The following is a 25,138-nucleotide window of genomic DNA, read 5'->3' as shown; positions in this document are numbered from 1 at the left end:
AAGTTTAAACGAAATGAGGGGATACGCGAATGAATGTAGAATTGTCCGCACTTCATTGGATTTATGTTGTATTTATCGTATTGATTATTGGTTTTATGATAAAACGTCGTGATACAACGCTAATATGTATTATAGGAATTTTTATTCTTGCCATTGTAGCGACTGGTGATTTTACGGCATCCATAAGTGGTGTTTTTAACAGTTTCATTTTTGCAATACAAGAATTATTATCGACGATTCTAATCATTTCCATTATCGTCGCGATGAGCAGGGTATTAATGAAAACTGGTATTAATGAAGTGATGGTCGCCCCATTTACGAAAGTCATTAAAAACCCTACGCTAGGCTTTTGGACGATTGGGATACTAATGATGATTATTTCTTGGTTCTTCTGGCCATCCCCAGCAGTTGCACTACTTGGGGCAGTTTTACTTCCAGTTGCCATACGTGCAGGATTACCTGCATTAGGAGTAGCTGTGGCGATGAATTTATTTGGTCATGGGATTGCCCTTTCCAGTGATTTTATTATCCAAGGTGCTCCGAAATTAACGGCCGATGCAGCAGGGATTCCTGTATCAGAAGTTGTGACAGCTAGCATTCCGTTAGTGATCGTAATGGGGGTCGTGACGACAGTTGTTGCCTTTATCATGTTACGAAGAGATATGAAGCTTGGAAAGATTGAAATGGTTGGTACATTTGATCGTGAAAAACAAGATGAAAAGATGGATGAAAAGTTATTAACGATTGGGCAGCGGAAGTTTTTTGCTATTTTAATACCTATCGCCTTCCTATTAGATGTCGTGGCGATGTCCATCTTTAACCTTTCTGGAGGAGATGCGACAGCACTTATAGGTGGCACAACAGTATTCATTCTTATACTACTCGCACTCTTCGCCCATAAAAATGAAGGGTTGGAGAAGACAACCAGTTATTTAATAGAAGGTTTTCAATTTGGTTTTAAAGTATTTGGTCCTGTTATACCTATTGCCGCTTTCTTCTACTTAGGAGACTCAGGGTTTTTAACGATTATAGGCGAGTTTTTACCAAATGATTCCCAAGGAATTGTGAATGATTTAGGGATTGCGCTCGCTTCCGTTGTGCCCTTAACAGGTGAAATCGCTGCCGTTACTCTTACAGGTGTCGGTGCGATTACTGGATTAGATGGTTCTGGATTTTCTGGAATAACATTGGCGGGTTCGATTGGTAGTTTATTTGGTACTGCTATTGGAGATGGTACTGCTACTTTAACTGCTTTAGGTCAAATCGCAGCAATTTTTGTTGGCGGCGGAACCCTTGTTCCATGGGCATTAATTCCAGCTGCAGCAATTTGTAATGTAAGTCCCTTTGAACTTGCTCGTAGAAACCTTATTCCGGTCGTTGTAGGGTTAGTTGTGACAACAATTGTAGCAATGTTTTTAATTTAATAATATTGTGGTGGGCATCACATGATGATAGCCCACCATTTTAATTGTATACAGTAGTGATTTACGCAATGTTTTCGTGGGTTCGTTTCATTGTCATTAAAATGAAAATTCCTATTACTAATATCCCAGCTAAGAGGAACATTCCCGATGTTAAGTTAAACATGCCTAATATGGTAGGGCCTACAAAACCGCCAAGAGCAGCAAACGAATTGACTAAAGCAATTCCTACAGGTGCTGTTGATTCTGTAAAGAAAAAAGTTAAGTAGGCAAAGAAACATCCTGTAAATCCATATAAACCTATGGAAGTCAGGGATAAGAAAATTACCATTGGAGCTACTGTTGTTGAGACGGCACACCCAATAAATCCAACGACGGCAATCGTTAAACAAATCATTAAATGCTTTTTTAATTTTCCCGTTCGGTCTGCATTCCACCCGACAAAAAGGGCTGCTGGAATGGCGACTAATGATGGTAGCATCGATAGCCAACCGATCTCAAAATTTGTCGTATGAATTTCTGATAATGATTTAATAATAGTAGGAATCCAAAAAGATAAACCATAGATAGCCGTGTAGGCTGCAAAGTAAAAGGCAGAAAGTTTCCAAACGGTTAAATCCTTTAACATCTCCCGTTTCGTTGGTTTATTAATTTTGCTGCTAGCGATTCTTTCTTCCTCTAATTGTTGTTCAATCCAATTTTTTTCTTCTACCGTTAACCATTTAGCTTCTTGCGGTCTATTTGTTAAATAGAATAACACGATGACGCCGAGTATTAATGCAGGTATCCCTTCTAAAATAAACATCCAACGCCAACCCGATAAATTTGCCCATGTAACATGGTCAATAATCCAAGTAGATACAGGTGCACCGATTAACCCACCAATAGGGAGTGCTAATATTAATATAGCTGTTGCTTTTGAACGTTCACTTTTTAAGAACCAATAAGTAAGGTATAGAATAATACCGGGGAAAAATCCAGCTTCTGCAACACCTAGTAAAAATCGAAGGATATAGAGATGTGTTGCATTTTGAACAAACCCTGTTAAAATAACGATAATTCCCCATGAAATCATAATCCGGGCAATCCAAAGGCGGGCACCGACTTTATGCATGATCATATTACTGGGAATTTCAAAGAAAAAGTAACCGATAAAGAAAATGCCTGAAAGAAGACCAAATACCTCAGCCGTTAATGCTAATTCTGCATTCATTTCTAATGCAGCAAATCCCATATTGACACGATCCAAATAAGCGACAATATACAAAATTAAAATAAAAGGTAGAATTCTTAAGTTGCGCTTTCGTGTAATAGATTTTATGATCGCATCATTAGTCAACTGGTTCCCTCCATTTTAATGTGATTCCAAGCTTTTCACTTAATTGTTCTATCGGCATATCGACTAGAATCTCATTGACGTGAATCTCACCACTTTCAAAGGAAAACACAGCATAATCTGTAACGAGTAAATCGATGGATCTGATTCCACTTATCGGATAGGTTAATTTTTTTACGATTTTCGAAGTACCATCCTTTGTAAATAGAGTTGCTGCTCCAATGACTTTTTTTGCACCAACGACTAAATCCATCGCTCCTCCTACACCGAGAATAGGCTGGTTCGGAACTGCCCAATTGGCGATTTGTCCCTTTGTGTCGACTTGTAAAATTCCTAATACCGCTACATCCACATGTCCACCACGGATCATCGCGAAGGAATCGGCACTACTAAAAAAAGAAGCTCCTTTCGTAATCGTTACAGGTTCTTTGCTCGCATTAATTAAATCGATATCTAATTGGTCAATCGTTGGAGGTGGACCGATTCCTAATAAACCATTTTCAGCTTGTAAATATACTTCTTTATTTTCGATGAAAGCGTTGACTAATGTTGGAATACCAACTCCTAGATTGACAACTTGCCCATCCTCTAATTCTTGAGCAATACGTTCAGCAATTTTGTAACGAACATCATTGTTTAACATATTGATCTCCTTCTTTCTTGTAGGCGGTTTGGATAATATAATCAACATAAACATGAGGTGTCACAATTTGCTCTGGGTCCATTTCACCAACATCTACGATTTCATCGACTTCTGCAATGACAATATTCGCGGCTGTAGCCATCATAGGGTTAAAGTTTCGTGCTGTCATATGGTAAATCAGATTTCCTAGCTTATCTGCTTTCTTTGCCCGAATAATTGCGATATCGCCCTTTATTGCTTTTTCAAAAATATAACGTTCCCCATCAATAACCCGCTCTTCTTTTCCCTTTGCTAATTCCGTTCCGACAGCTGTTTTTGTATAAAATCCACCAATCCCTGCTCCTCCGCATCGAATGGCTTCTGCCAATGTTCCTTGGGGTAATAGGTCGATTAATAATTCCCCCTTTGACCAAGCAACAACTGCCTCTCGATTTATCGTAAAAAAAGATCCAATAGCTTTTTCTATTTGACCGCGAATAAAAAGTTGGTGAAGACCCATTCCATAATCTCCTAAATTATTGCTGACAATATGTAATCCCTTTACACCGGATTCAGCAATGAGATCAATAATGGTTAACGGCGTACCGGAAATACCAAATCCACCAACTAGAATTTTTTGGCCATCTTTAAATAGAGAAATTAAATCGCGAACATTCTCTAATACCTTTTGTTTCATGTTTCCCCCTCTTCCACTCATAAAGTGTTTGTCTTTATATGAAAAGAGCCGACTGAATCAATCGGCTAATCGTGAAGTTTACTTAATGGATAAGGTTGTCCTATCCATTAAGTAAGTAGCGTTAAAATTGGTCATAGATCCCTATTTAAAAGTTTATAACGGGTATTTAACAAATGTTTTAATAGTTCTGAATCACGTTGAAGAACAAATTCGTCAAAACCTTTGTTCGGATATTCAAAAAACCCTTTCCCGGTTTTCACACCAATCGCATTCTTCTGCACTAAATCATTTATGATGGAAAAATCCCTCACCTCAGATTCGATTTCCTTTTGTAAGTTTTGTAAGACAGACGACCAAACGTCTAATCCACCAAAATCTATAATTTTAAGTAATCCAGAAGCAGCAAATCGAAATCCTGGACCATCATATAAAGTTTTTTCTAAATCTTCCTTTGAAAGGACACCATCTTCTAAAAGAGATAATGCTTCACGTGCTAGCGCCACTTGTATTCGATTGGCAGCTAAACCTGGAACTTCCCGCTTGATGATAATTGGTGTTTTATTGATAGATTCAAAGAACGTTTTGATATCATCCACAATCTGTGTGGATGTTTCTTCTGATGGAAGTAGTTCTACTAATGGAACAATTTGAGCTGGATTAAAAAAATGGGTTAACAATAAACGATTGCGATGTTTTTTAACATATAAGGCGATATCGGATAATTTCAAGCTAGATGTATTCGAAGTTAAAATGGCTTCGGGTTTTGCAAGAAGGTCTAATTTTTTAAATAATTCTTGTTTTAAAATTAAATTTTCTGTAGCACTTTCAATAATTAAGTCGGCATCTTTTAGATGATTTAGTTCGGTAGAATAGGATAAGAAAGATACCGTTTCCCTTTCAGAAAACGGAAGAGGATATCCATTTTCGTTAAAAAGTTGGTAATAGGTTTTCAATTTTTCTTTTGCGTTTTCCAGTTCAACATTTGATATATCCACTACATGAGTAGGAATACCATGAATGGCGAAATAAAAAGAAATTCCAAAACCCATTGTTCCTGCACCAATCACACCGATTTTTTTCATTCTATAAACCTCCAACGATATTAATAGAACATAATAGCAACAAGTAGTCCTGGAATTGCAGCAATTAAAGGAATAACGACAGAAGTTGCAAAAATATGTTTATAAGCATCTTTATGGGTTAAACCAGCTACAATTAATGTTGTAATCACGACACCATTATGAGGTAGCGCATCCAATCCGCCTGAAGCAATTGCGCTAATTCGGTGGAAAGCTTCAGGATTTACTCCTAATTTTAAATAAAGATCTGTTAAAGTTTCCATCGCAATGGCTAAACCACCGGAGCTAGAACCCGTAATCCCGGCTAATAAATTCGTAGATATAAATAACGAAATAAGAGGATTACCAGGAATGTTTGTTACAATATCTTGAAAAACAACAAAGCCGGAAGTAGCTGCAATTACTGCACCGTACCCCACATCTGCAGAAGTATTAATGATTGGTAAGACAGCATTTGTTGCTCCAATGTTCACCACTTCTTTTTTCTTGTCAATATATTTCCAAAATAGGATAGCACTAGCAACAACGGTAATCATTAACGTATAGAGCACTTCGAGTTTAAACAAATTTAATAGGATAAGTAATAGTGCTGGAGGAACTAAACTTAAAATGATATTCGGTAATTGTTTATGGGCGTATTTATCTTTCGCCATTTCATTTTCAGCTTGTTCAAGATTTTTCATATTTAAATAAGTTTCACCGCGTTTTTCGGCGCGTTTTAATGCGAAATTTAAATACCAAATAAGGATTGGGATAATAACAACTGTAGTAACAATTCCAATTAAAGCTCCGGAAGTTACGGTAGTGTTTAAGTAAGAAATTGGAATGATATTTTGAATAGCTGGTGTACCAGGTAACATCGTCATTGTGAAAGTGGCGATTCCCGGGAAGAAGGCAGCGATAAATAAATGCCATGGAATATCCATTTCTTTAAATATAGGTTTTGCAATCGGTAAAATAGCAAAAATAACAACGAATAAGCTAACCCCACCATACGTTAAAAGAGAGCAAATGAACATAATTGTCACTAAGACTCTTAACTTACTTTTTCTCCCTGAAAGTTTAAGCAAATATTCCGCAATCGTTCGAGCTGCACCTGATTCTTCCATAAATTTACCGAACATGGCAGCGAATAAGAAAATTAAGAAATAATTTTTCACATAATTAGTAAAGCCACTCATATACGCGGTTTGGAAAGTTTCTAATATCGGCATATTATTCATGATAATGACAAATAAACTAACAACAGGTGCAATGATAATAATGGTAAATCCGCGCATAGCAAGGACAACTAACAAAATTAAAGATAGAATGATAATTATTAAACTCCACATAACTGTTCACCTCTTCTTTCACAATAAAAAATAGATTTTAAAATTGTATAGATTTAAATCACTATAGATAATTTCATTTATCCCTCCCTCACCGTAAAGTAAAGTTCTAGTTTGGAAGCGCTTAAAATTTTGCCAAAAGTACTACATTTTCATTTAAATTGAATATTAATACGAATTTGAACCTCCTTTTTTTATTTAACTCATAATATTAGACGAGCAGTTGTTATATTCATTTATTGAAAAGAATAAAAGGATGTTTGTTTACCACAAACATCCTTTTTGGAAAAACTTATTTAGTTTTGTGAGCCATCAACATAACGACCGTATTTAGGAATAGCGATTACATCAAAGTCTATCGCTAATTTTGTTAAGTTATCTGTTAGTTCCTGCCCTTTCATTGGCATACCATGACCGGTAATGGCAATTTGGGGTTTTAAGTCGCTTAACTTTTTTACAGAATCCCAAGCTTGTTGCCAATCGGTCGTTAAATATCGGGGAGGACCGCTTATTTCTTGATCTTGAACGAGCGTTTTAAATAAGGATTCTTGTTTAACTGTCACAAATGCATCTCCAGCAATTAATGCACCATCAGACTGCCGGTATAATGATATATGTCCAGGTGAATGGCCTGGGGTATGAATCCAATTCCACTCCAACATAGAAGGAACGGTACCATCTGACGGTAATGGTTTAACATGGCTTCCTAAGTTAATCGGTTCATTAGGAAAATAAGGAGACATTTTCGCAACCAATCCACCCTCTACAGTAGGATCAGGAGCAGGGTAGCTTTTGACTCCTGTTAAATAGGGGATTTCTAGTTCATGGGCATAAACTGGTACATCCCAATGTTCAATCAATTCAATGATGGCTCCAACATGATCAAAATGTCCATGGGTTAAAACGATCGCATTCGGACGAGCATCTGTACCGAATCGATTTTCTGCTTCATGAATAATCTTATCAGCTGATTTGGGCATTCCTGCATCGATTAATGTCCAAGCTTGGGAATGATTTGTATTTCCGACCATACAGAGATTAACGACTTGGATTGTTAAGGAATAAATATCTGAAGTTACTTCTTGACCCAATCCACTCATTACAGAAGTTACGGGAATAAATTTATAATCTTCACCATAATTCATTTGTTCACTCAAATTTAACACCTTCCTTCTCTACTATTTTTTCTAAAATGTTCTAACCTATTCATTTATATAAAAGAAAAACCCACTTATCGGTGGGTTTAAAAAAATTACTCTGTTAATGGTATTTCGATTTGGGTTGAACCTTTTAAATAGTGAGGATAACTAAAGAAATAAATTTGTACAGGATTAACAGCACCTTTTAAATCAAATTGATAAGCATTTTCTGTAAAACCATTATGATTTTCGTATACGCTAAAACTGTTTTGATAAAATTTATTACCTTTAGCATCTATAACGTCACTAAACAGTTGAACATGATGATCTACTTTTGGTTTATAAGTGACTTCAATGGAATTTGAATCAAGAATTTTTATATCGAAATCTTCGATTGGCGGGACTTTAACTACTTTTTGACGAAGGAAATCAATTTCAACATAATCTTCTCCCTTTGGTAAAGCTTCGATTTGATCTAATACAAGGGTTAATTTTTCTGGTTTTCTAAAGTAGTTACTTTGAATAAAGATACTATTGGTTTCTTCCCGAAATCCTCCAAGTCCGACTAGGCCGTCTTGAATTTTACCCCACTCTTCCCCCTTTTCATCTAATACTTTCAACTGATCAATTTGTAAAATTTGCATTGTATTTTGTCGATCCGCCTTTAATTTCAATTCGGCTCTTAATGGTGAAATCGTTAATGATTGTACATAGATTGTTTGACCGTCGATCTCTAACGGTTTATTTACATCGTAAACTTTAGACGGTTGAATTGGTTTTGTTAAGGTGAATGGAATCGTAAAAGAAGTTTCCTTTGTATCACCGAATTTCAAATAAATTTCAAAATCTGGCTGGGAATAATCGATTTTCGATGTTGCAATGACTTCAAGTTTGCCTTGAATTGTTTTACTAGCTTCCGTATAAGGCCATCCAGATGTCGAGGATCCATTAATCACTTCCCCATTTTGCCTTAGTTGAAATTCTTTTGTCTCTAAATTTGAAAGATTGAAAGGTGCTTCCAATTCGTAAAAAATAACGATACCTGTTTCATCAGCAATTGTACCGAGGATCGTGAGCGTTATGTTGTTTTTCGTTTGCACAATATTTAGTGCTTCAAAGTATTCGTTATCTACAATATCTTTCAACCCTTTATCTTTTGTTATCATTTCTACAAGGGGTGCAAAGCCAGGTATTTTCGCAACAGCATTTGCAAAAGCTGGTGAGACACGAATTGAAGTAACAAATACAATGGCTAAAACGGCAATTAAAGCGACTTGTTTGAAGTAGAGACGAGTTCTTTTTTGTCTTTTTTTGTATTTTGTATATCCATTTTGTCGCAAAGTAGCTAATTTTTCAGTAGGTACTGTAATATTCGTTAACTCTTCCTTTAACTTATCGAAATTGTTGTCGTTCATGACTGTCCCCCCTCATTAAATAGAAGTCGTAGTTTTTTTAATGCAGTGTGTAGCCTTGATTTTACAGTTCCTTCAGAAATGTGTATCTCCTTTGCAATTTCTTTATTTTTTAAATCACAATAATATTTTAAATAAATGAGTTGTTGTTGTTCAGGCGATAATTTTGAAATAGCTTCCGATAGTTCGAGTTTATTAGAATCAACTTGGAAGGTTAGCTCCTCTACGTCCTTTCTAAATTCATACCGACTCTTTTTCTTTTGTATATCATTGCATACATTTAATAAAACTCGAATGAGCCATGTGTTTAGAAATTGTGCTTGCTTTACCGTATGTATTTTACGAAAACAGCGAAATGTAAATTCTTGAATGGCTTCAAGGGAGTCATGTTCATTTTTTAAATAACTAAAAGCGATTCGGTAATGGGTGCTTTCTTCTTGTTTCAATAATTGAAGTAAGGCCGTTTCGTCCCCAGCTATTGCTTTTTTCGCCAATTCGATTTGTTCCATTCATTTCCCCCCTTTATTTATTAGACATTTTCAAATGACAAATCGTTCACTTGAATTTAAAAAAATTTTTGATGATAAATAGAAAGACAAAATAAAAAACGGATGTAAACCTTAAATAGGCTTTCATACATCCGTTCGATTTAGTATTGATTAAATATGATATTCAATCATATCATCAACAAAATGCCAATCATATGGAGTTTCTTGGTATACGTAATAGTTTAACCAGTTATAGAAAAGTAAATGGGAATGGGCACGCCAAGTATTTTTTGGTGTTTTGTTTGGGTCGTTATTTGGGAAGTAGTTGATTGGTAACTCCACTGGTTCTCCTTTTTCCACATCCCGATTATATTCATCTGCTAAAGTGGTTGCATCATATTCTAAATGGCCGGTAATCATAATATGCTTTGTATCCTTAGATTGGATAATAAATGGACCAGCTTCTTCTGAATAGCTTAATAACCGCAGTTCAGGACAGTTACGTACATCATCAATGGAAACCGATGTGTGACGGGAATGGGGTGCCACATATTCATCACTAAACCCTCGAACTAAATCTACCGTTAAATCAGTAATGACATGAGAATAAATTCCTGAACATTTTTTTGGAAGTTCGAATTTTCCGATACCAAAATGATGGTAGAGTGCTGCTTGAGCTCCCCAACAAATATACATACAAGACGTTACATTGATTTTTGCCCAATCCATTATTTCCGTAATTTCGTTCCAGTAGTGTACATCTTCAAATTCCATTCTTTCTACAGGTGCTCCTGTAATAATCATCCCATCAAAACGACGATGTTTAATCTCTTTGAACGTTTTGTAGAAAGTATCTAAATGGGATTTTGAAACATTTTTAGATAAGTATGTAGCGGTATTGAGAAAGGTAACATTTGTTTGTAATGGTGTATTCCCAAGTAAGCGTAATAGTTGCAACTCTGTTTTCTCTTTTTCTGGCATTAAGTTACAAACTAAAATGTTTAAAGGTCGAATTTGTTGGGTTTGTGCGCGGTCTTCCTCCATAACGAAAATTTTCTCTTTGCGCAAAATTTCTCCAGCAGGCAAATTCTTTGGTATATTAATAGGCATTTTTGTTCCCCCGTTTCTTAACTTTCATTTCTTCTTAAAAAGAAAAGATAAATAAAAAACCTCCCATTCCAGCATGAGAATGAGAGGGTACAATTTATACGCGCACTCTTATCTCCCAAGACAAAATTGTCTTGCTGGAATTAGCACCTTTCTAACCGTTTGTTAGAGGTTGCTGAAGCTTCATTGGGCCATGTCCCTCTGCTTCTCTTGATAAGATTGATGAAATTAAAATAATACTATCATGTAAAGCTAATATTTGCAATATTCATTAATTATTTTTCTGTAAATAATTTTCCCGCCAAGTAGATTGTTCTTTTTGGAATATTTCATGTTCGAGTTTTTCATCCCAATTATCAATCAATGTATTCCAAACGCGTACTGAGAAATGATCCAGTTGTTGATCGTATATAATAAACTCAATACAAGGAATATCATTAATTTGGATATCTTCTATAGAATCAATCGATGGGATGACGGACAAATGCTTCTCCTTTTCTCCTTCATCTGATTCTGGTTGTTCATACGCTCGAATTTCCTCCAACACTTGTTCATCTTGAATGGATATTTTCTCTTCTTGTTTATGATAACGATAAAGTTGCTCTGGAAAATCTTCAAATTCGAGTACTTCTTCAATATCTCCATTTAAAAATAATTGGTGAGATGGACTATAAAGCAATTCAATTGTTTTCATATCTTGTTCTTCTTCAAAGACACCGCTTTGTAATTGTTTTTGTCCCTTTTCCGTTTGTTGATAATGGGAATCCACTTTATTAATTAAACCTGTTTTTTCCATTTTTGAAAGTAAGTCTTGTATAAAGAGTTGTTCTACAAGAAGAATGTCACTTAATTGTTCTGCATTCTCAAAGGCGTTGTTCGCAACGGATTGGAGAATCATCTTCATTAATATATCCATTTTTGTACGGGAAACTGGTTTATACGTAATATTGACACTGTGAACAGGTACACACCAAGTATCCGTCTTCAAAATGGAGCTATTCGATTTTTTTATAAGTTGAGTAGATAGTGATTGTTGTAATGAAAGTAATTCCATAAATCCACCTTACTATGTTGTAATCAATAATTCGTTATGATGTCGATAACCGTTTTGTGCTTGGACAATTTGATGTAAGTTTCGATACATGTTTCTCGTTTCTTCCTTTTTCGGACGATTCATAAACATCTCTGTACTACCGATTAATACGAGTAACTCTCGAGCCCGGGAAAGGGCGACATTGAGACGACGGTAGTCTTTTGCAAAACCGATATCCCCATGCTTATTATCGTTGTTACGAACCATACTTACTAAAATGACGTCCATTTCCATTCCCTGGAATTTATCGACTGAACCCGTACGAATATGTAAATGGGGAACGTTTAACTCATGATCAATGAGTCGATTAATCCGCTTTACTTGTTCAGCGTAGAAACTAATTACCCCTACGGATTTCAATTCATCTTGAGCTATAAATCCTTCTGATTTAGCTTTTGCTGTTGCTTCGTTAAGTTCAAGTAGCATAGTACGAACGACTTCTAATTCCGCTTCATTAAATAAGCTTGAACCTTCTTTCATTCGTTCTTCAAAAAACGGTCGTTTGTTTGGAATATCAATCCATAATAAATGGTCATTTCGTTTAATAGATTGGCCCTCCAGTTTATGATCCCGTAATGCATCAGAATCAGGAAGTCCACATTTCAATGAATCATTCCCATTTTTATAGAATGGAGCAATCGTTTGCATAATGTTTTCATGCATCCGATATTGAATCGCTAACATTTTTTTATTTGTTGCAGGTAAGTTTTTATATAGACGTTCGAATAAAGATTCCTCTAATAGTTTTTCCAATTCTCTTTTTTCTTCAAAGGTATCACTTTCTTTTAAGACCGTTTCTAACGTTTCCTCAAATGTGTCATCCCCGATTAGTGGAGGTAATTGGTGGTGATCCCCTACTAGAATCACCTTTTTCCCTTTTAACATTGGTAATAATAATTCTGGCGGTGTAGCTTTTGATACTTCATCAATAATGACAACATCGAAAATCGGATAATTATCCATAAATTCTTTATTGGCAGAAGCAACACATGTAGTACCAATGACGTTCGCATGTTTTACATAAAGTTTTCGTATTTCGTCTAAATCATGTTCGGTAGCTTGTTCTAGTAAGGTTTTCCATTGTAGCTGCATTTTTTGAGCAATCGGAAGCATAGCAATTTTTTTATGCAGTTTTCCGATTTCTACTGAGAGCTCTTCCATTTTCAACTTCGTTTTTTCCAGTTCGAGTTCCGGATGTTGTTTTGTTAACTGTTCTAATTGTTCATAATTCTCTTCAAGTTGTATTCCCTTTGAGTTGAATTCTTTTAATTCGGTAATATATTGTTTTAATATTGTTTGTCCACTCTCAATCTCCCTTTGAACACTATCCAATTCTTGCTGTTTTTTCGATAGCTGTTCATCTAAAAGAGATGCTTTATCTTTGTTTTCCAATAATGTGTGCATTTCATTTTCTAATGCTTCACATATCTGATGAATTTCAGCGATAGAAGGAATAATGTCACCATTTTGAATAATAGACGTAAAAGTTTTTAGTTGTTCTTTAAAATTCGCCTGCGATTGGATTAAGCCTTGTTCTTTCGCTTTTAATTGGTTTAGAGAAGATTGGTCTGCGCCTTCTCTTTGTTTAATTTGATCACATACTTCTTCTTTTATTTTGCTAAACACAAGAAGAGACTCATCAACAAGGGCTTTGTAACGAAGAGTTAACTGATTTAAATATTGCTTTCTTAAATATAGACCTTGGATAGACCGGGCTCCATTTTCTCTCGTAATTTTCTTTTGGGCGAAAGCATAGCTTAATTTCGTTAAAAATTCCTCGATTTCTTGTAAGGAGTAATGATGATTGCTTGGTAAAGGAATCACTTGTTCTTCAATCCCAAGGGTCGTTTTACTGTATTCAATTGCTTTTTCTAAGCGGGCTAAAATATCCTTTAATGATTTAAAAGCTAAAAGTTGTTCATGAATTTTATCCATATCGTAAAACAGTTGATTTAATACATACCCCCGGTGAATCTTTTGTTCTTCAATGAAAGTCTCGATTTCATGTATTTTTTTCATCGACTCAACCGACTCAATAATGGAATAAACCGTATCCGAACTGTTTTCAATACTTTTCAATTCCTTTTGAACATCCGCAAGTTGTAACTCTATTTGCGAGAGCTGTTGTTCTACTTGAATATATTCCAGTATTTGTTTACTTTTTTTCAAGTTCTGTTGAGCTTTTAAAAGTTGTTCTTCAATCAATTGCTTTGTTCCAATGTTAGCTAAAGATTCTTTCAGTTCATTAATCTTTTCTGAAATTCTTTCATAGGAAGCAGTAAGCTTTTCCAACGCTTGCTCAGTTTTTTCCCGTTCTTTTTTTAAAGGAATGATTTTTTTCTTCAGCTGGCTGATCTCTTCTGTTACGACTTTAAGTTCTTTTTCAGCAGCTTCCTTTTTCGCTATTTCTTCTTGCAATTGACTTTCCTTTTGCTTTAAGGATTCCATTTCTGACTCATATTTGGTAATGTCATTCTTTAAAAGTTGTTCTTTTAGTTCGTGTTCTTCAATTTCCTTCGTAATGGCTTCGTAAGTCTGTCTTTTCCAATACTCGGCGACGTTTTCCTCTATAAATTTCTTACCTTCTTCTTCAATACTTTCAGTACGACCATACCGTAAAATACGGATATCTTTATTGTTTAATAATCGGCTAAGGGCATTATCAACAGCTAAATTTGACTGGGATGCAATTAACGTTTTTAAACCAGCTTTTGCATTTTGATAGCAAATTTCAGAAATAACCGTCGTTTTTCCTGTTCCTGGAGGTCCTTGAATGACATATAAATCTTCAGCGGACATTGCTCCACTAACAGCTTCCCGTTGATATTCATTTAAAGGATTATGAAAATCTAGAGAAATATTTTGCTTTCGTTCAACGATTTTTGGAGTATCTTCAAATAAAATGTTTTCAAGATTTGGATTAGCAGCTAAGCCTTCTTTTAAATGTTCAAAACCTTTTAGTAGTCGATTTAATTGGGACTTTGTGGACGCATTACTAAATGTAATGTATTCACTAGAGAAATCAAAGTCATTAGAGCGGGCGAGCTTAGCAACTTTTCCGTTTAATTCAATTTCAATCGTTCTTGACGGTTGATGAACTTTTATAACTTCACCAATTTCTCTAGGAAATCCTTTAACATATGCACTTAAACCCTTTAACTGTTTCCATTGCTTGTCGTCAATGCCATTACAGCGAATGGTTACTTTCGAAAAGTCTTGATTATATTGTAGAAAATGAAAAGTAGCGTCAATATCATCAATGGAAGCATTTTTATATAAAACTTTTAAATACCCTTCCCAACTGGAGATTCGTTTATTTACATAATCAAATCGTTCTTGTGCAACGGGAAGTTGTGCAATCGTCGAAATAAATTTTTCAGAATATGTATGACCACTAATGCGCGATGGCACAAAATGAATGCGCATTTTTTGCCTACGATTCGTTTTAATGGGTGTATTTCTTCCTCTTGTTCTAAAACTTTTTGCAACGAGCCCGTTTTTTAAGTCAAATGCACAATCGATAATGACAACACGGTCACCAAATTTTTTTTTCAGCTTTTCGTTTCGTTTATTATCAAAAAAGAAAGTTAAGTTCAATGTCGTTTGTTCTACAGATTGTTTTTCAATATATACGTCGAAGCCATGTTGCAATTTAAAGAAGGCGTGTTCATCTTGAAAATGTTGCTTTAAAGCTTCTCTAGCGGTATTCGTTAACAAAATAAAACATTTAATTGTCTCCATTGTTCCGATTTGTTGACTCATGAACACACCTCCTTCTCGTCTATCGTTTTTTGCTCATAAAGATTATTATATCAAGATTCAACAGTTCGTGGTAGACGGACAATAATAATTTGAAATTTGGTAAAAATAAAACAGACTAGCTTTTGCTAGCCTGAAAAAGTTTCGTTTTAATTTTTTGTCTTGGCAATTTCTAAATATTTTGCATCCCACTCTGGGTCAACTTTACTTAGAGGATAAGGTCTAAAACTATCTTTTTTCACTAATGTATGAAGTGAAGTAGCCGTTGCAGCAACAGAACCGTCTTCGTGTAAAATTTCATACCCATAGGTCGTTTTTAACTTTGAATGGGATTCTACCCATGTTCGAACCGTTGCAACTTGCCCATAACGCATTGCCTTTTTATATTGAATGGATAAATCCAATACGGGAGATATGTATCCTTGTTCTTCAAGACCAGCATAATTAAAGCCGACATCGCTTACTAATTGAGTGCGTCCAATTTCCATCCAAACTAAATAATTTGCATGGTATACAACACCCATCTGATCTGTTTCTGCGTAACGAATTTCAATTTGTTTTTCACTTACAAACATTTCTTTCACCTCAAATTTATTATAACGCATTTCTTTCTATTTTTAACAATAATAACAGTTGACACATTGGGTGATAATAATGTTGAAATATAGTGAAAGAACATTTTCCTTTATAGCAATTGGTTGGCATTTATGGTAGCATAAAACTCTATACAAATGAAGGACGTGAAATGACTTTGATTAAAATTGAATTACCAAAACCGAACGTTGTGATTTACCAACGTCAACAAGAATTAAAAGAAGGAGATGTGCCGATTACTCCTTACTATGGCTTTATTGATTTCCATAAAATTACCCGTGATAAAGGCGGAATTTTCTTCTTTTACAATAAAGCAAATGAGTTATTATATGTAGGAAAAGCGCGAAAAATACGTCAACGTATTAAGAAACACTTTGAAGACAACGTTTCTCCGATGAAAAATCATCGTGATGAAATTTATAAAATTGAAGTATATGAAATCGAAGATCCGATGGAACGGGAAATATATGAGACATATGCGATTAATACTTTACGTGCAAAATATAATGTAGAAAAAGTATTTTATTAATAAAAGAAGCTGATTAGGGATTTTGCCCCAATCAGCTTCTTTTTAGTTGAATTCTAGCATTTCAGCAATTTGTTTAAAGTCTTCTAATACAAAATCATTATTTTTCATGACATCGTTAAACCAAGGATCAATCGGTTTTTTAATTTGTTCCTCTGGTTCTTGCTCATGATGGAGAACAAAAACTAGATAATCAATCATTTTTGTTCGTTCTTCATAAAATTTAGTACGTTGGTGGAAATCTTTATTTACTTCCACATTAAACATTTTTCCTAAACGAATTATTCCTGCATTCACATGTTGTTCGGCGTATAAGGATGATCCTACAATAGCAAGCTTTTGATTAAAGGATAAAGGCATTTGTTTAAAATACGTCTTCATTAATTCTTCTGTTTGTTGAGCAATTAACTGAAGTTGTATTTTTTGCGCAGCAGTTAAAGTATGTGTTTCTTCAAATACTGGTAAAATCGTATAGGCTTCATCTAAAAGTGCTTTTACTTTATCATAGCGCTCTTGCTCAAAAGGTTCCCCAACTCTTCGATAAATGGTTTCAGCAACGAATAATCGTTGTAAATAGCCTGTTAACAAAATCATCCCGTTATATTGTGTTGTCACATTATTTGTCATATGAAATGACCCCTTTCGTTTTTATTTTGGTCATTTCTTAAAGAAAGTCCCTAAAATCTATCATGTATGACATTACCATATAAAGAAAGAAAACGTCATTCAAAAGCTTTCTTATATATCCTTCGACGTTAATTTTGTCTTTTGATGGGTTAAAAGACTTACTACGATAAATACAAAGAAGGAGGCTAGCACAGGAATTGTTACGCTGTGCATCCCAAAAATGTTCGGAAATTCACTCGTAATATAAATATAAAGGAAAAGTCCAGTAATCATTGATGAAATAACACCGTATTTATTTGCCTTCTTCCAATATAGACCGAAAACAACAGACCATAAAAAGGCAGATTCAAGGCCACCAAAGGCAAAAAGATTTAATGTAATTAAAAATTCAGGTGGCTTTAATGCAAAGAAAACAACGGCTAGTCCAATGACAGTTGTGACGATAAAGCTTCTCTTTTTTATTTGTTTATCTGTTGCATTAGGATTAATGAAATTAAGATAAACATCCTTTACTACAGTTGAACTTACAAGGATTAACAATGCATTTACCGTCGACATAATCGCTGCCATCGGTGCTGCTAAAACAATACCTGCTAAGACTGGGTGTAGAACTTCTAAAGTTAAAATAGGCATGACGGTGTCTGCTACTTCAATTCCCGGAACGACTGGTCGAGCAAGTACACCTATTAAATGCATTCCGAACATGATCGTCCCGATTCCGATTGTTCCGATTAAAATGGCTAAATGCAAGCTTTTGGAATCTTTATAGCTCATTGCACGAACAGCAATTTGGGGTAAACCAATGACACCTAAACCGATTAAAATCCAAAACGTTGATACATATAAAGGAGTTAAAGATCCATCTGAACCAAAGGGTGATAACATTTGTGGATTTTCTGTAACAAGGGAGTTCATAATATTATCTACTCCCCCACCCGCAATAATCGTTCCAATTAATAAAATAATGGTTCCAATAATCATAACGGTTCCTTGCATGGCATCCGTTAAAGCAACGGCACGGAATCCACCAATAATAACATAGACAAGTACTGTCACAGCGAATATTAATAAGGCAACGGTATAATTAAGCCCCGTTAATGATTCAATTAATCGTGCTCCCCCTACCCATTGGGCTGTCATGGATGCAAAGAGAAAGACAATAATACTAATAGCTGAAATGAAAATAACAATGTTACTTTCATAACGCTTTTTTAAGAAATCAATTAATGTAATGGCTTCGTAACGTCTAGAAATGATGGCAAATTTCTTTCCTAAAATCATTAAAACAAAATAGCCTGCTGGAAGTTGAGCCATGGACAGAAGGACCCAACCGAGTCCTAAATTATAAGAAACCCCTGGACCACCAATAAAACTGGACGCACTACCGTAGGTGGCCATCATCGTCATCGCAAGAAGGAATCCTCCCATTTCACGACCACCTAAAAAATATTCTTGCAAGAATGAATTAGAAGTCCGGACTTGTTTGTTTGCCCAAAAACCGATCATAAATATAATAATTAAAAAGACGAGAAGTGGAATAATCACTTGCCAATGAATCATATTTCTTCCTCCCCATCCTCAAATGGTACATCCTTGAAAAATATTTTGATTGTTAACCAAATGAGAAAAATCATAAATATCGAACCAGCTATACAACTATAAAAAAACCATGCGGGAAAGCCTAAAATATATTGATATTCTGTTGGATCACCGGAACCTAATCCGTATGCAAATCCAAACCAAATAGCAAAGTTAATCATTACAAGCGCTACGCCAATTAACGCCTCACGATTTGCGATTTGAAAACGCTTATCTTGCAACTTGATTCATCCTTTCATTTTAAAACTTGAATACTTTTCTATCATACTTTGTCATTTATGGAAATGGAAGATTTTCTAGTAAGTTATTATGAACTGCGCCATTTTCTTTGTATAGATCATGATCAAATTATTCAAAATATGAAGGAAAGAGAAATAAAACGTTTTACTAGAGGGAAATTGTTTTTTTACGCTAACATAATTTGTTATAATAATAGAGTACTCACACATGATTGTGTGTTAATTAGGATGGAGGATTTACTTTATGAAAAAACTTTCTGCAATTTTAATGGCCTTCGCTTTAGCTTTCTCAAGTGTAGGGACTGTTATGCTTGTTGATGATGTTCAAACGGTTGAAGCAAAATCGTACAAGTCCGGTAAGAAAAGCTACAATAGTAATTCTGGTACAAAGAATAATATCCAAGATAATAATACAGGAACAAACTCTACTGTAAATAAATCGACTTCAACGACAAACAAATCAACGAGTACTGCTACAAAAGGTGGGTTTTCTAGCGGTGGCTTAATGAAAGGATTATTTGTTGGTGGACTGGCTGGACTATTGTTCGGTAGTCTTTTCTCTGATATGGGGTTAATCGGGAATATTTTAGGATTTGCGATTAATGCAGCAGCCATTATATTGATTGTTTTCATTTGTATGAAAATCTATCAAATGATGAAACGGAAAAAGGATAAAGAGGTAACAGACAGTTGGAAAAGATAACATTATCTGAACAAGAAGTAATCAATGCCCTTTGTTATTTTCATGCAAAATTTAAACACGTCCAACCGACGGATGTGGAAGTTGAATTAATGTATGATGATGTAGCTGGTTTCACTGCTGAAGCCTATTTGAACGGGCAAATGGACTTTTATAATACAGTGAATTTTATCACTGCTATTCGGTTATATCTTGATGAACAATTGCATCGTGATTCGATTTCTGCAAGAATTGTATTAGAACTTCATGATGATGAAGGAATCATTGCAAATATTGAATGGTAAAAGTTAAGAGGTGTCTTAGTAGACACCTCTTTTTATTTACGACATTTTATTAATAATCTAATTCGGTTTGATCTAATGTAACAGTTTTTCTTACATTCGTATTACGATCCTTTAAATGATAATATTTAATGTTTCCATTGATTAATTCTACAAAAAATTCAATTTCAGCGTGTTTATAAATAGGCCATCTTGTTAAGGCTAGCAATCCTTGAGGCGGAGGAATTTGTTCTAAACAATCCAATATGTTCGGATTGTTAAAGTTTAAATAAAAATAACGCCCATCTCGAAACTTCGCAAGAATGCTATATCTATTATTCATAATTCCTCCCTCTTATATTTCATTATAAAATAATATATTTTATTTCTTTTATTTTATTAACAGTAACTATCGTTTTCAATAAAAATTTCTATTGTATGTAAAATGAATTTTTAGTTCCCCATTTATAAAATACTTTTTTATTTATAATAAAAAACCGATAAGTTCAAATTGAACTTATCGGTTTCTATTTAGAGTAAAATTATTGTGCTGCTTTATTACGAAGTACCATTTGTAGGATACCACCATGACGGTAGTAGTCTACTTCTACTTCTGAGTCGAAACGAGCTAGAGCTTTGAATTCTTTAACTGTTCCATCTTCTGCTTTTGCAGTAACTGTTAAAATATCACGTGGTTTAACATTATCTGTAATATTAACAGAAATTTCTTCTTTACCAGTTAAGCCTAGAGATTCAGCGCTATCACCTGGTAAGAATTGAAGTGGTAAAACACCCATCATTACAAGGTTTGAACGGTGAATACGCTCGTAGCTTTGAGCGATAACTGTTTTAATACCTAATAAGAATGTACCTTTTGCAGCCCAGTCACGAGAAGAACCCATACCATAATCGTTACCAGCTAATACAACTAAACCAGTACCTTGTTCTTGGTATTTCATCGCTGCATCATAAATGTATTCCACATCTCCTGTTGGCCAGTAAGTAGTGAATCCACCTTCTGTACCAGGAGCGATTTGGTTACGGATACGGATGTTAGCGAAAGTACCACGCATCATTACTTCATGGTTACCACGACGAGAACCATAAGAGTTGAAGTCACGGATTGCAACACCATTTTCTTGTAGGTATTTACCTGCAGGTGTATCTTTACCAATTGCACCAGCTGGTGAAATGTGGTCAGTTGTAATAGAGTCACCAAACTTAGCGATTACACGTAATCCATCAAGCCCTTTGATTGGCTCAGGAGTTTTAGATAATCCTTGGAAGAATGGTGGGTTTTGAATGTAAGTTGATTTTTCATCAAATGTGTATAGAGACTCAGTTGATGTTTCAATTTCATTCCATTTTTCGTTGCTATCGAATACTTTTGCATATTCTTTTTGGAATAATTCACGAGTAACAACTTTGTTTAATACTTCATTTACTTCTTCAGTTGAAGGCCAGATGTCAGCGAAGAATACATCGTTACCATCTTTGTCTTTACCTAAAGAATCTTTTTGTAAATCGATATCTACAGTACCTGCTAATGCGTAAGCAACTACAAGTGGTGGAGAAGCTAAATAGTTAGCTTTTACTAATGGGTGTACACGACCTTCGAAGTTACGGTTACCAGAAAGTACTGAAGTTACGAATAGATCTTTGTCTTTAATTGCTTCTTCGATTTCAGGTAATAATGGACCTGAGTTACCGATACATGTTGTACAACCATAACCAACTGTGTTGAATCCGATTTGGTCTAGGTAGCTTTGTAAACCTGATTCTTCTAAATAACCAGTAACAACTTTAGAACCTGGTGCTAAAGAAGTTTTTACCCATTTTGGTGGTTGAATACCCTTTTCAACTGCTTTTTTCGCAACTAAACCAGCAGCTAAAAGAACGTATGGGTTAGATGTATTTGTACAAGAAGTGATTGCAGCGATTGCTACAGCACCTGTTGGCATTTCTACATCGCCATCAGCAAATTTAATTGTAGATGTTTTAGAGAACTCTTCTTCAGTTAAACCGAAACCTTGTACGCCCATTGGAGCAGTAACTGCTTCGTGGTAACGAGCTTTCATTTCTGAAAGTGGAATTAAATCTTGTGGACGTTTAGGACCAGAAAGATTTGGTTCGATTTCGTCTAATTTAATTTCTAATACATCCGTGTAAACTGGTTCTAATGATGGATCAAAGAACATGTTGTTTGCTTTTAAGTAGCTTTCTACAACTTGGATGTGCTCTTCGTCACGACCAGTTAAACGCATATAGTTTAAAGATTCTTCGTCAATTGCGAAGTAACCACATGTAGCACCGTATTCTGGAGCCATGTTCGAAATTGTAGCACGGTCAGCTAATGGTAATTTAGATACACCAGGACCGAAGAATTCTACGAATTTGTTAACTACGCCACGTTGACGTAAAACTTGAGTTACTTTTAATGCTAAGTCAGTAGCAGTTGCACCGTTTGGAAGTTCCCCAGTTAATTTTACACCGATAACTTCTGGAATTGGGAAGTAAGAAGGTTGTCCAAGCATACCTGCTTCAGCTTCGATACCACCTACACCCCATCCAAGAACACCGATACCGTTGATCATTGTTGTATGAGAGTCAGTACCTACAACTGAATCTGGGAAAGTTTCAAAAGTTCCATCTTCGTTCTCTTTAACGTGAACGACTGGAGCTAAATATTCTAAGTTTACTTGGTGAACGATACCTGTTGCTGGTGGTACAGCACGGAAGTTATCGTATGCAGTTTGAGCCCATTTTAAGAAGTTGTAACGTTCTGCGTTACGTTCGAACTCAAGATCCATGTTTGCTTGTAATGCAGAAGCATTACCGTATTTGTCAACTTGAACTGAGTGGTCAATTACAAGGTCAACAGGAATAGCTGGGTTGATTTTATTTGGATCTCCACCTAATTCTTTCATAGCTGAACGTAAAGATGCTAAATCAACTACTACTGGAACCCCAGTGAAGTCTTGTAATACTACACGAGAAGGTTTGAATGGTACTTCCGCTTCAGGATTAGCACCTTCAGCCCATTTTGCTAATTCGTCTACATGTTCTTCTTTAATTACGTAACCATCATATTGACGTAATACAGATTCTAATAATACTTTAATTGAGTATGGAAGGCGTGATACGTTTGCGATACCAGCTTCTTCGATTGCAGCTAAACGGTAGAAGTTATACTTTTTACCATTCACTTCGAATGAAGAACGGCTGTTGTGTAAGTTGCTTGCCATTTTTGTACTCCCCCTAATTAATATTGAAAAGGCTTGCAAAGCTTTTCTCCAGTAATTATCATAAACGATTCTTATACATAAGTAAATTACATTAATTTTATCTTTTGTGATAAGTTATTTTTATGACCTAGTAATTTACTTTGCGCAAATCATTATAACTTACTTTATCAAAATAGAAAAGAGCATCGTATCGATGCCCCTTGATTTAGATTAAAGTTATATAGTTAACTCATTAAGTACGGAATGATTATCCCCTAATACTTTTATTGTATAACTTTCTGCAAACTCGATATCGGCTAAATCTATGTACCAAATAGCATATCCTTCTATATTGTAGGAGGATATTATTTTGTTCGATAAATTATTAAGTTGAATTAGTTTGGCGGGTTTATTGTTAACAGTAATTTGAATATCCCCTTTTGGTTTTACTAACCCGTATAAAATTTTACTATCTGAATGGGCTGAAGGAATTATATTTTCCGCAAGTTCATGAGGCAGTTTCGAATAAGTCCCTTCCCCTGCATTCCACCCTTTTAAGTTTTTTTCCACAATACCGGTTCCAAAATATTGCCCATTTGATAAGAAAAAATAACGTTGCAATTTTTCACTTTTTGGACCATCAATCCATTCATAATCTGCATCCGTTGGAAGAGCTTCTTGCGGACTATCTTTTCCGTCACCAGTGAACTGGGTTAAAGACAAATTGAATATAAAAGCTAGAACAATAACTAAACCAGCAAATAATAAAATTCTTGTTAAACGATTTCGCATCCTTTTTCACCTCGATTACCAGCCTACTTTATTATTGTTTCATCCATTTTCCAATAAATAAGGAAACTACTCCTTTTAGTTCAGGCATTTTTTGAGAAAATTTTAATGTAAAGTATAAAGTTTTCATAAAATGTAATGTATTTGTACGTGCAGCGAAATATTGTGGAGTATAGCCTACCTCCATTAAATAATATTGTAATTTATCGAAAACTTGCTCTACCCATTCAATTAAAATTTCTTCTGGAAAATCTTTTATCATTAGTTTTTCAATAATGGTAACGAGACGTTCATCTTCATCATCAATATAGACAGTCCCTTTCCATAGGCTGTTTTTAATTCCTTGTAAAAGAGTTGGCGCAAATCGCATTTCAAATAAAGGATGGGCAACAATAGCTGTAGCCAAATCAGCTCCATGGGCAATGGCATGCGCCCAACCTTTGTCATGAACGAATCCTCTTACATCGTTTTCTTGCGATAAATAATGGGTGGTTGCCTCTAAAATTTCTTTCGCCTCCTCATCGGATAAAAAGCGAATTTGTGAATCGACATTTAGTAATCCACACAACCATAGCGCAGAAAAAGATCTAATAAAAACTTGGTCAGTATCCCGTTCCCCAATAGAAGCATATAAAAAATCAGTTCCTTTTAGTTTCTTAGTCAGTTGATTCATTTGTACAGTCGTAAATAAATTGTCTGCTAACATTTCTATAAACAGTCGATAATTTAATTTATCTCGTAATTCATCTTCAGGGTAACCGATATTGTTCAACATATTTTCGATAAGAATATCGCCCTTTTCATTCATATATTGTTGTCTTTCGTCATGATTCATATCGAGTAATTTTAATAAAGTTTCTTTCAAAGTAGTATCCTCCTTAGCTAGATGAGCACAATTGATTCAATTGTAAACTTCTAAAAGCTATTTGGCAAAAATGAATAATTGCTAGAGTTAATTAGGTTTTGAATGCATGGGATGAAGCTCAAATTTGTCCTATTGTTTTTTTTATCCCAAATTTTTCAAACTTTCGTTAGAAAACGATTAAGATTAGGAATTTTTAGTGAAAATAGGAGTATTGATTGTTTATGAGGAGGA

Annotated in this window: 23 protein-coding genes and 1 riboswitch; of the genes, 4 read left to right on the top strand and 19 right to left on the bottom strand. The window is 35.0% G+C overall.

Features of this window, described 5'->3' with window-relative positions; all coding sequences use genetic code 11:
* Nucleotides 1–29 precede the first annotated feature (29 nt).
* Nucleotides 30–1,424, top strand: coding sequence for a hypothetical protein (locus tag H9636_RS14935; protein WP_191708368.1), 1,395 nt, complete (start codon nucleotides 30–32; stop codon nucleotides 1,422–1,424).
* Nucleotides 1,425–1,485: 61 nt separating this feature from the next.
* On the opposite strand, the gene H9636_RS14930 is transcribed toward H9636_RS14935, so the two are convergent.
* The 12 genes from H9636_RS14930 to H9636_RS14875 form a co-directional block, all read right to left on the bottom strand.
* Nucleotides 1,486–2,760 carry an MFS transporter gene (locus H9636_RS14930; RefSeq protein ID WP_225230252.1) on the bottom strand — a complete coding sequence of 425 codons (1,275 nt, stop codon included), beginning with the start codon at nucleotides 2,758–2,760 and terminating at the stop codon, nucleotides 1,486–1,488.
* Entirely contained in the window at nucleotides 2,753–3,400 is a 648-nt protein-coding gene (locus tag H9636_RS14925) for a 3-oxoacid CoA-transferase subunit B (protein ID WP_191708367.1), read from the bottom strand. The genes H9636_RS14930 and H9636_RS14925 overlap by 8 nt, the downstream gene beginning before the upstream one ends.
* Entirely contained in the window at nucleotides 3,387–4,076 is a 690-nt protein-coding gene (locus H9636_RS14920; RefSeq protein WP_191708366.1) for a CoA transferase subunit A, read from the bottom strand. The genes H9636_RS14925 and H9636_RS14920 overlap by 14 nt, the downstream gene beginning before the upstream one ends.
* Before the next feature lie 131 nt (nucleotides 4,077–4,207).
* Nucleotides 4,208–5,158, bottom strand: a complete 951-nt coding sequence (locus tag H9636_RS14915; protein WP_191708365.1) for a 3-hydroxyacyl-CoA dehydrogenase family protein — start codon at nucleotides 5,156–5,158, stop codon at nucleotides 4,208–4,210.
* Between the two features lie 20 nt (nucleotides 5,159–5,178).
* Nucleotides 5,179–6,489 carry a GntP family permease gene (locus H9636_RS14910; RefSeq protein ID WP_191708364.1) on the bottom strand — a complete coding sequence of 437 codons (1,311 nt, stop codon included), beginning with the start codon at nucleotides 6,487–6,489 and terminating at the stop codon, nucleotides 5,179–5,181.
* A 293-nt stretch (nucleotides 6,490–6,782) separates the two neighbouring features.
* The gene (locus H9636_RS14905) at nucleotides 6,783–7,643 is read right to left on the bottom strand and encodes an MBL fold metallo-hydrolase (protein WP_191708363.1); all 861 of its coding nucleotides are present in this window, start codon (nucleotides 7,641–7,643) and stop codon (nucleotides 6,783–6,785) included.
* 95 nt (nucleotides 7,644–7,738) lie between these two features.
* Nucleotides 7,739–9,040 (bottom strand): DUF4179 domain-containing protein, encoded by a 1,302-nt coding sequence (locus H9636_RS14900; protein WP_191708362.1) that lies wholly within the window; start codon nucleotides 9,038–9,040, stop codon nucleotides 7,739–7,741.
* Nucleotides 9,037–9,546, bottom strand: coding sequence for a sigma-70 family RNA polymerase sigma factor (locus tag H9636_RS14895; protein ID WP_191708361.1), 510 nt, complete (start codon nucleotides 9,544–9,546; stop codon nucleotides 9,037–9,039). The genes H9636_RS14900 and H9636_RS14895 overlap by 4 nt, the downstream gene beginning before the upstream one ends.
* 150 nt (nucleotides 9,547–9,696) lie before the next feature.
* A complete protein-coding gene (gene metA, locus H9636_RS14890) occupies nucleotides 9,697–10,635 on the bottom strand; it encodes a homoserine O-acetyltransferase MetA (protein ID WP_191708360.1) in 939 nt (312 codons plus the stop codon).
* A 105-nt stretch (nucleotides 10,636–10,740) separates the two neighbouring features.
* A riboswitch (SAM riboswitch) is annotated at nucleotides 10,741–10,852 on the bottom strand.
* 51 nt (nucleotides 10,853–10,903) lie between these two features.
* Entirely contained in the window at nucleotides 10,904–11,686 is a 783-nt protein-coding gene (locus tag H9636_RS14885) for a hypothetical protein (protein ID WP_191708359.1), read from the bottom strand.
* A gap of 12 nt (nucleotides 11,687–11,698) precedes the next feature.
* Entirely contained in the window at nucleotides 11,699–15,487 is a 3,789-nt protein-coding gene (locus H9636_RS14880) for an AAA domain-containing protein (RefSeq protein WP_191708358.1), read from the bottom strand.
* Nucleotides 15,488–15,633: 146 nt separating this feature from the next.
* The gene (locus H9636_RS14875; RefSeq protein ID WP_191708357.1) at nucleotides 15,634–16,059 is read right to left on the bottom strand and encodes an acyl-CoA thioesterase; all 426 of its coding nucleotides are present in this window, start codon (nucleotides 16,057–16,059) and stop codon (nucleotides 15,634–15,636) included.
* A gap of 176 nt (nucleotides 16,060–16,235) precedes the next feature.
* Between H9636_RS14875 and H9636_RS14870 the strand changes: the two genes are divergently transcribed.
* On the top strand, nucleotides 16,236–16,607 hold the full coding sequence (locus tag H9636_RS14870) for a nucleotide excision repair endonuclease (RefSeq protein ID WP_191708375.1): 372 nt from the start codon (nucleotides 16,236–16,238) through the stop codon (nucleotides 16,605–16,607).
* A gap of 42 nt (nucleotides 16,608–16,649) precedes the next feature.
* Here the strand turns inward: H9636_RS14870 and H9636_RS14865 are convergent, their stop codons facing one another.
* From H9636_RS14865 to H9636_RS14855, 3 genes are all read right to left on the bottom strand, one after another.
* Nucleotides 16,650–17,231, bottom strand: coding sequence for a transcriptional regulator (locus tag H9636_RS14865; protein ID WP_191708356.1), 582 nt, complete (start codon nucleotides 17,229–17,231; stop codon nucleotides 16,650–16,652).
* A gap of 111 nt (nucleotides 17,232–17,342) precedes the next feature.
* Nucleotides 17,343–18,788 carry a sodium/pantothenate symporter gene (gene panF, locus H9636_RS14860; RefSeq protein ID WP_191708374.1) on the bottom strand — a complete coding sequence of 482 codons (1,446 nt, stop codon included), beginning with the start codon at nucleotides 18,786–18,788 and terminating at the stop codon, nucleotides 17,343–17,345.
* Complete coding sequence (locus H9636_RS14855) at nucleotides 18,788–19,051, bottom strand: YhdT family protein (protein WP_191708355.1); 264 nt, start codon at nucleotides 19,049–19,051, stop codon at nucleotides 18,788–18,790. The genes panF and H9636_RS14855 overlap by 1 nt, the downstream gene beginning before the upstream one ends.
* Before the next feature lie 262 nt (nucleotides 19,052–19,313).
* Here H9636_RS14855 and H9636_RS14850 point away from each other — a divergent pair, with 262 nt between their 5' ends.
* Both H9636_RS14850 and H9636_RS14845 read left to right on the top strand, forming a co-directional pair.
* Nucleotides 19,314–19,772, top strand: a complete 459-nt coding sequence (locus tag H9636_RS14850; protein WP_191708354.1) for a hypothetical protein — start codon at nucleotides 19,314–19,316, stop codon at nucleotides 19,770–19,772.
* The gene (locus tag H9636_RS14845; protein ID WP_191708353.1) at nucleotides 19,760–20,053 is read left to right on the top strand and encodes a YxcD family protein; all 294 of its coding nucleotides are present in this window, start codon (nucleotides 19,760–19,762) and stop codon (nucleotides 20,051–20,053) included. The genes H9636_RS14850 and H9636_RS14845 overlap by 13 nt, the downstream gene beginning before the upstream one ends.
* 49 nt (nucleotides 20,054–20,102) lie before the next feature.
* On the opposite strand, the gene H9636_RS14840 is transcribed toward H9636_RS14845, so the two are convergent.
* From H9636_RS14840 to H9636_RS14825, 4 genes are all read right to left on the bottom strand, one after another.
* Nucleotides 20,103–20,372: a hypothetical protein gene (locus H9636_RS14840; RefSeq protein ID WP_191708352.1), complete on the bottom strand. Its 270-nt coding sequence runs from the start codon at nucleotides 20,370–20,372 to the stop codon at nucleotides 20,103–20,105.
* A gap of 199 nt (nucleotides 20,373–20,571) precedes the next feature.
* The gene (gene acnA / locus H9636_RS14835; protein ID WP_191708351.1) at nucleotides 20,572–23,274 is read right to left on the bottom strand and encodes an aconitate hydratase AcnA; all 2,703 of its coding nucleotides are present in this window, start codon (nucleotides 23,272–23,274) and stop codon (nucleotides 20,572–20,574) included.
* Between the two features lie 216 nt (nucleotides 23,275–23,490).
* Nucleotides 23,491–24,045, bottom strand: a complete 555-nt coding sequence (locus H9636_RS14830) for a hypothetical protein (protein WP_191708350.1) — start codon at nucleotides 24,043–24,045, stop codon at nucleotides 23,491–23,493.
* 31 nt (nucleotides 24,046–24,076) lie between these two features.
* Nucleotides 24,077–24,907 carry a DUF2785 domain-containing protein gene (locus H9636_RS14825; RefSeq protein WP_191708349.1) on the bottom strand — a complete coding sequence of 277 codons (831 nt, stop codon included), beginning with the start codon at nucleotides 24,905–24,907 and terminating at the stop codon, nucleotides 24,077–24,079.
* Between the last annotated feature and the right edge of the window lie 231 nt (nucleotides 24,908–25,138).

Origin of the sequence: Ureibacillus galli, from assembly GCF_014836845.1 — a bacterium.
GTDB lineage: Bacteria > Bacillota > Bacilli > Bacillales_A > Planococcaceae > Ureibacillus > Ureibacillus galli.
The sequence above is the reverse complement of the archived record's forward strand: the minus strand, read 5'-3'. Positions and strand labels throughout refer to the sequence as shown.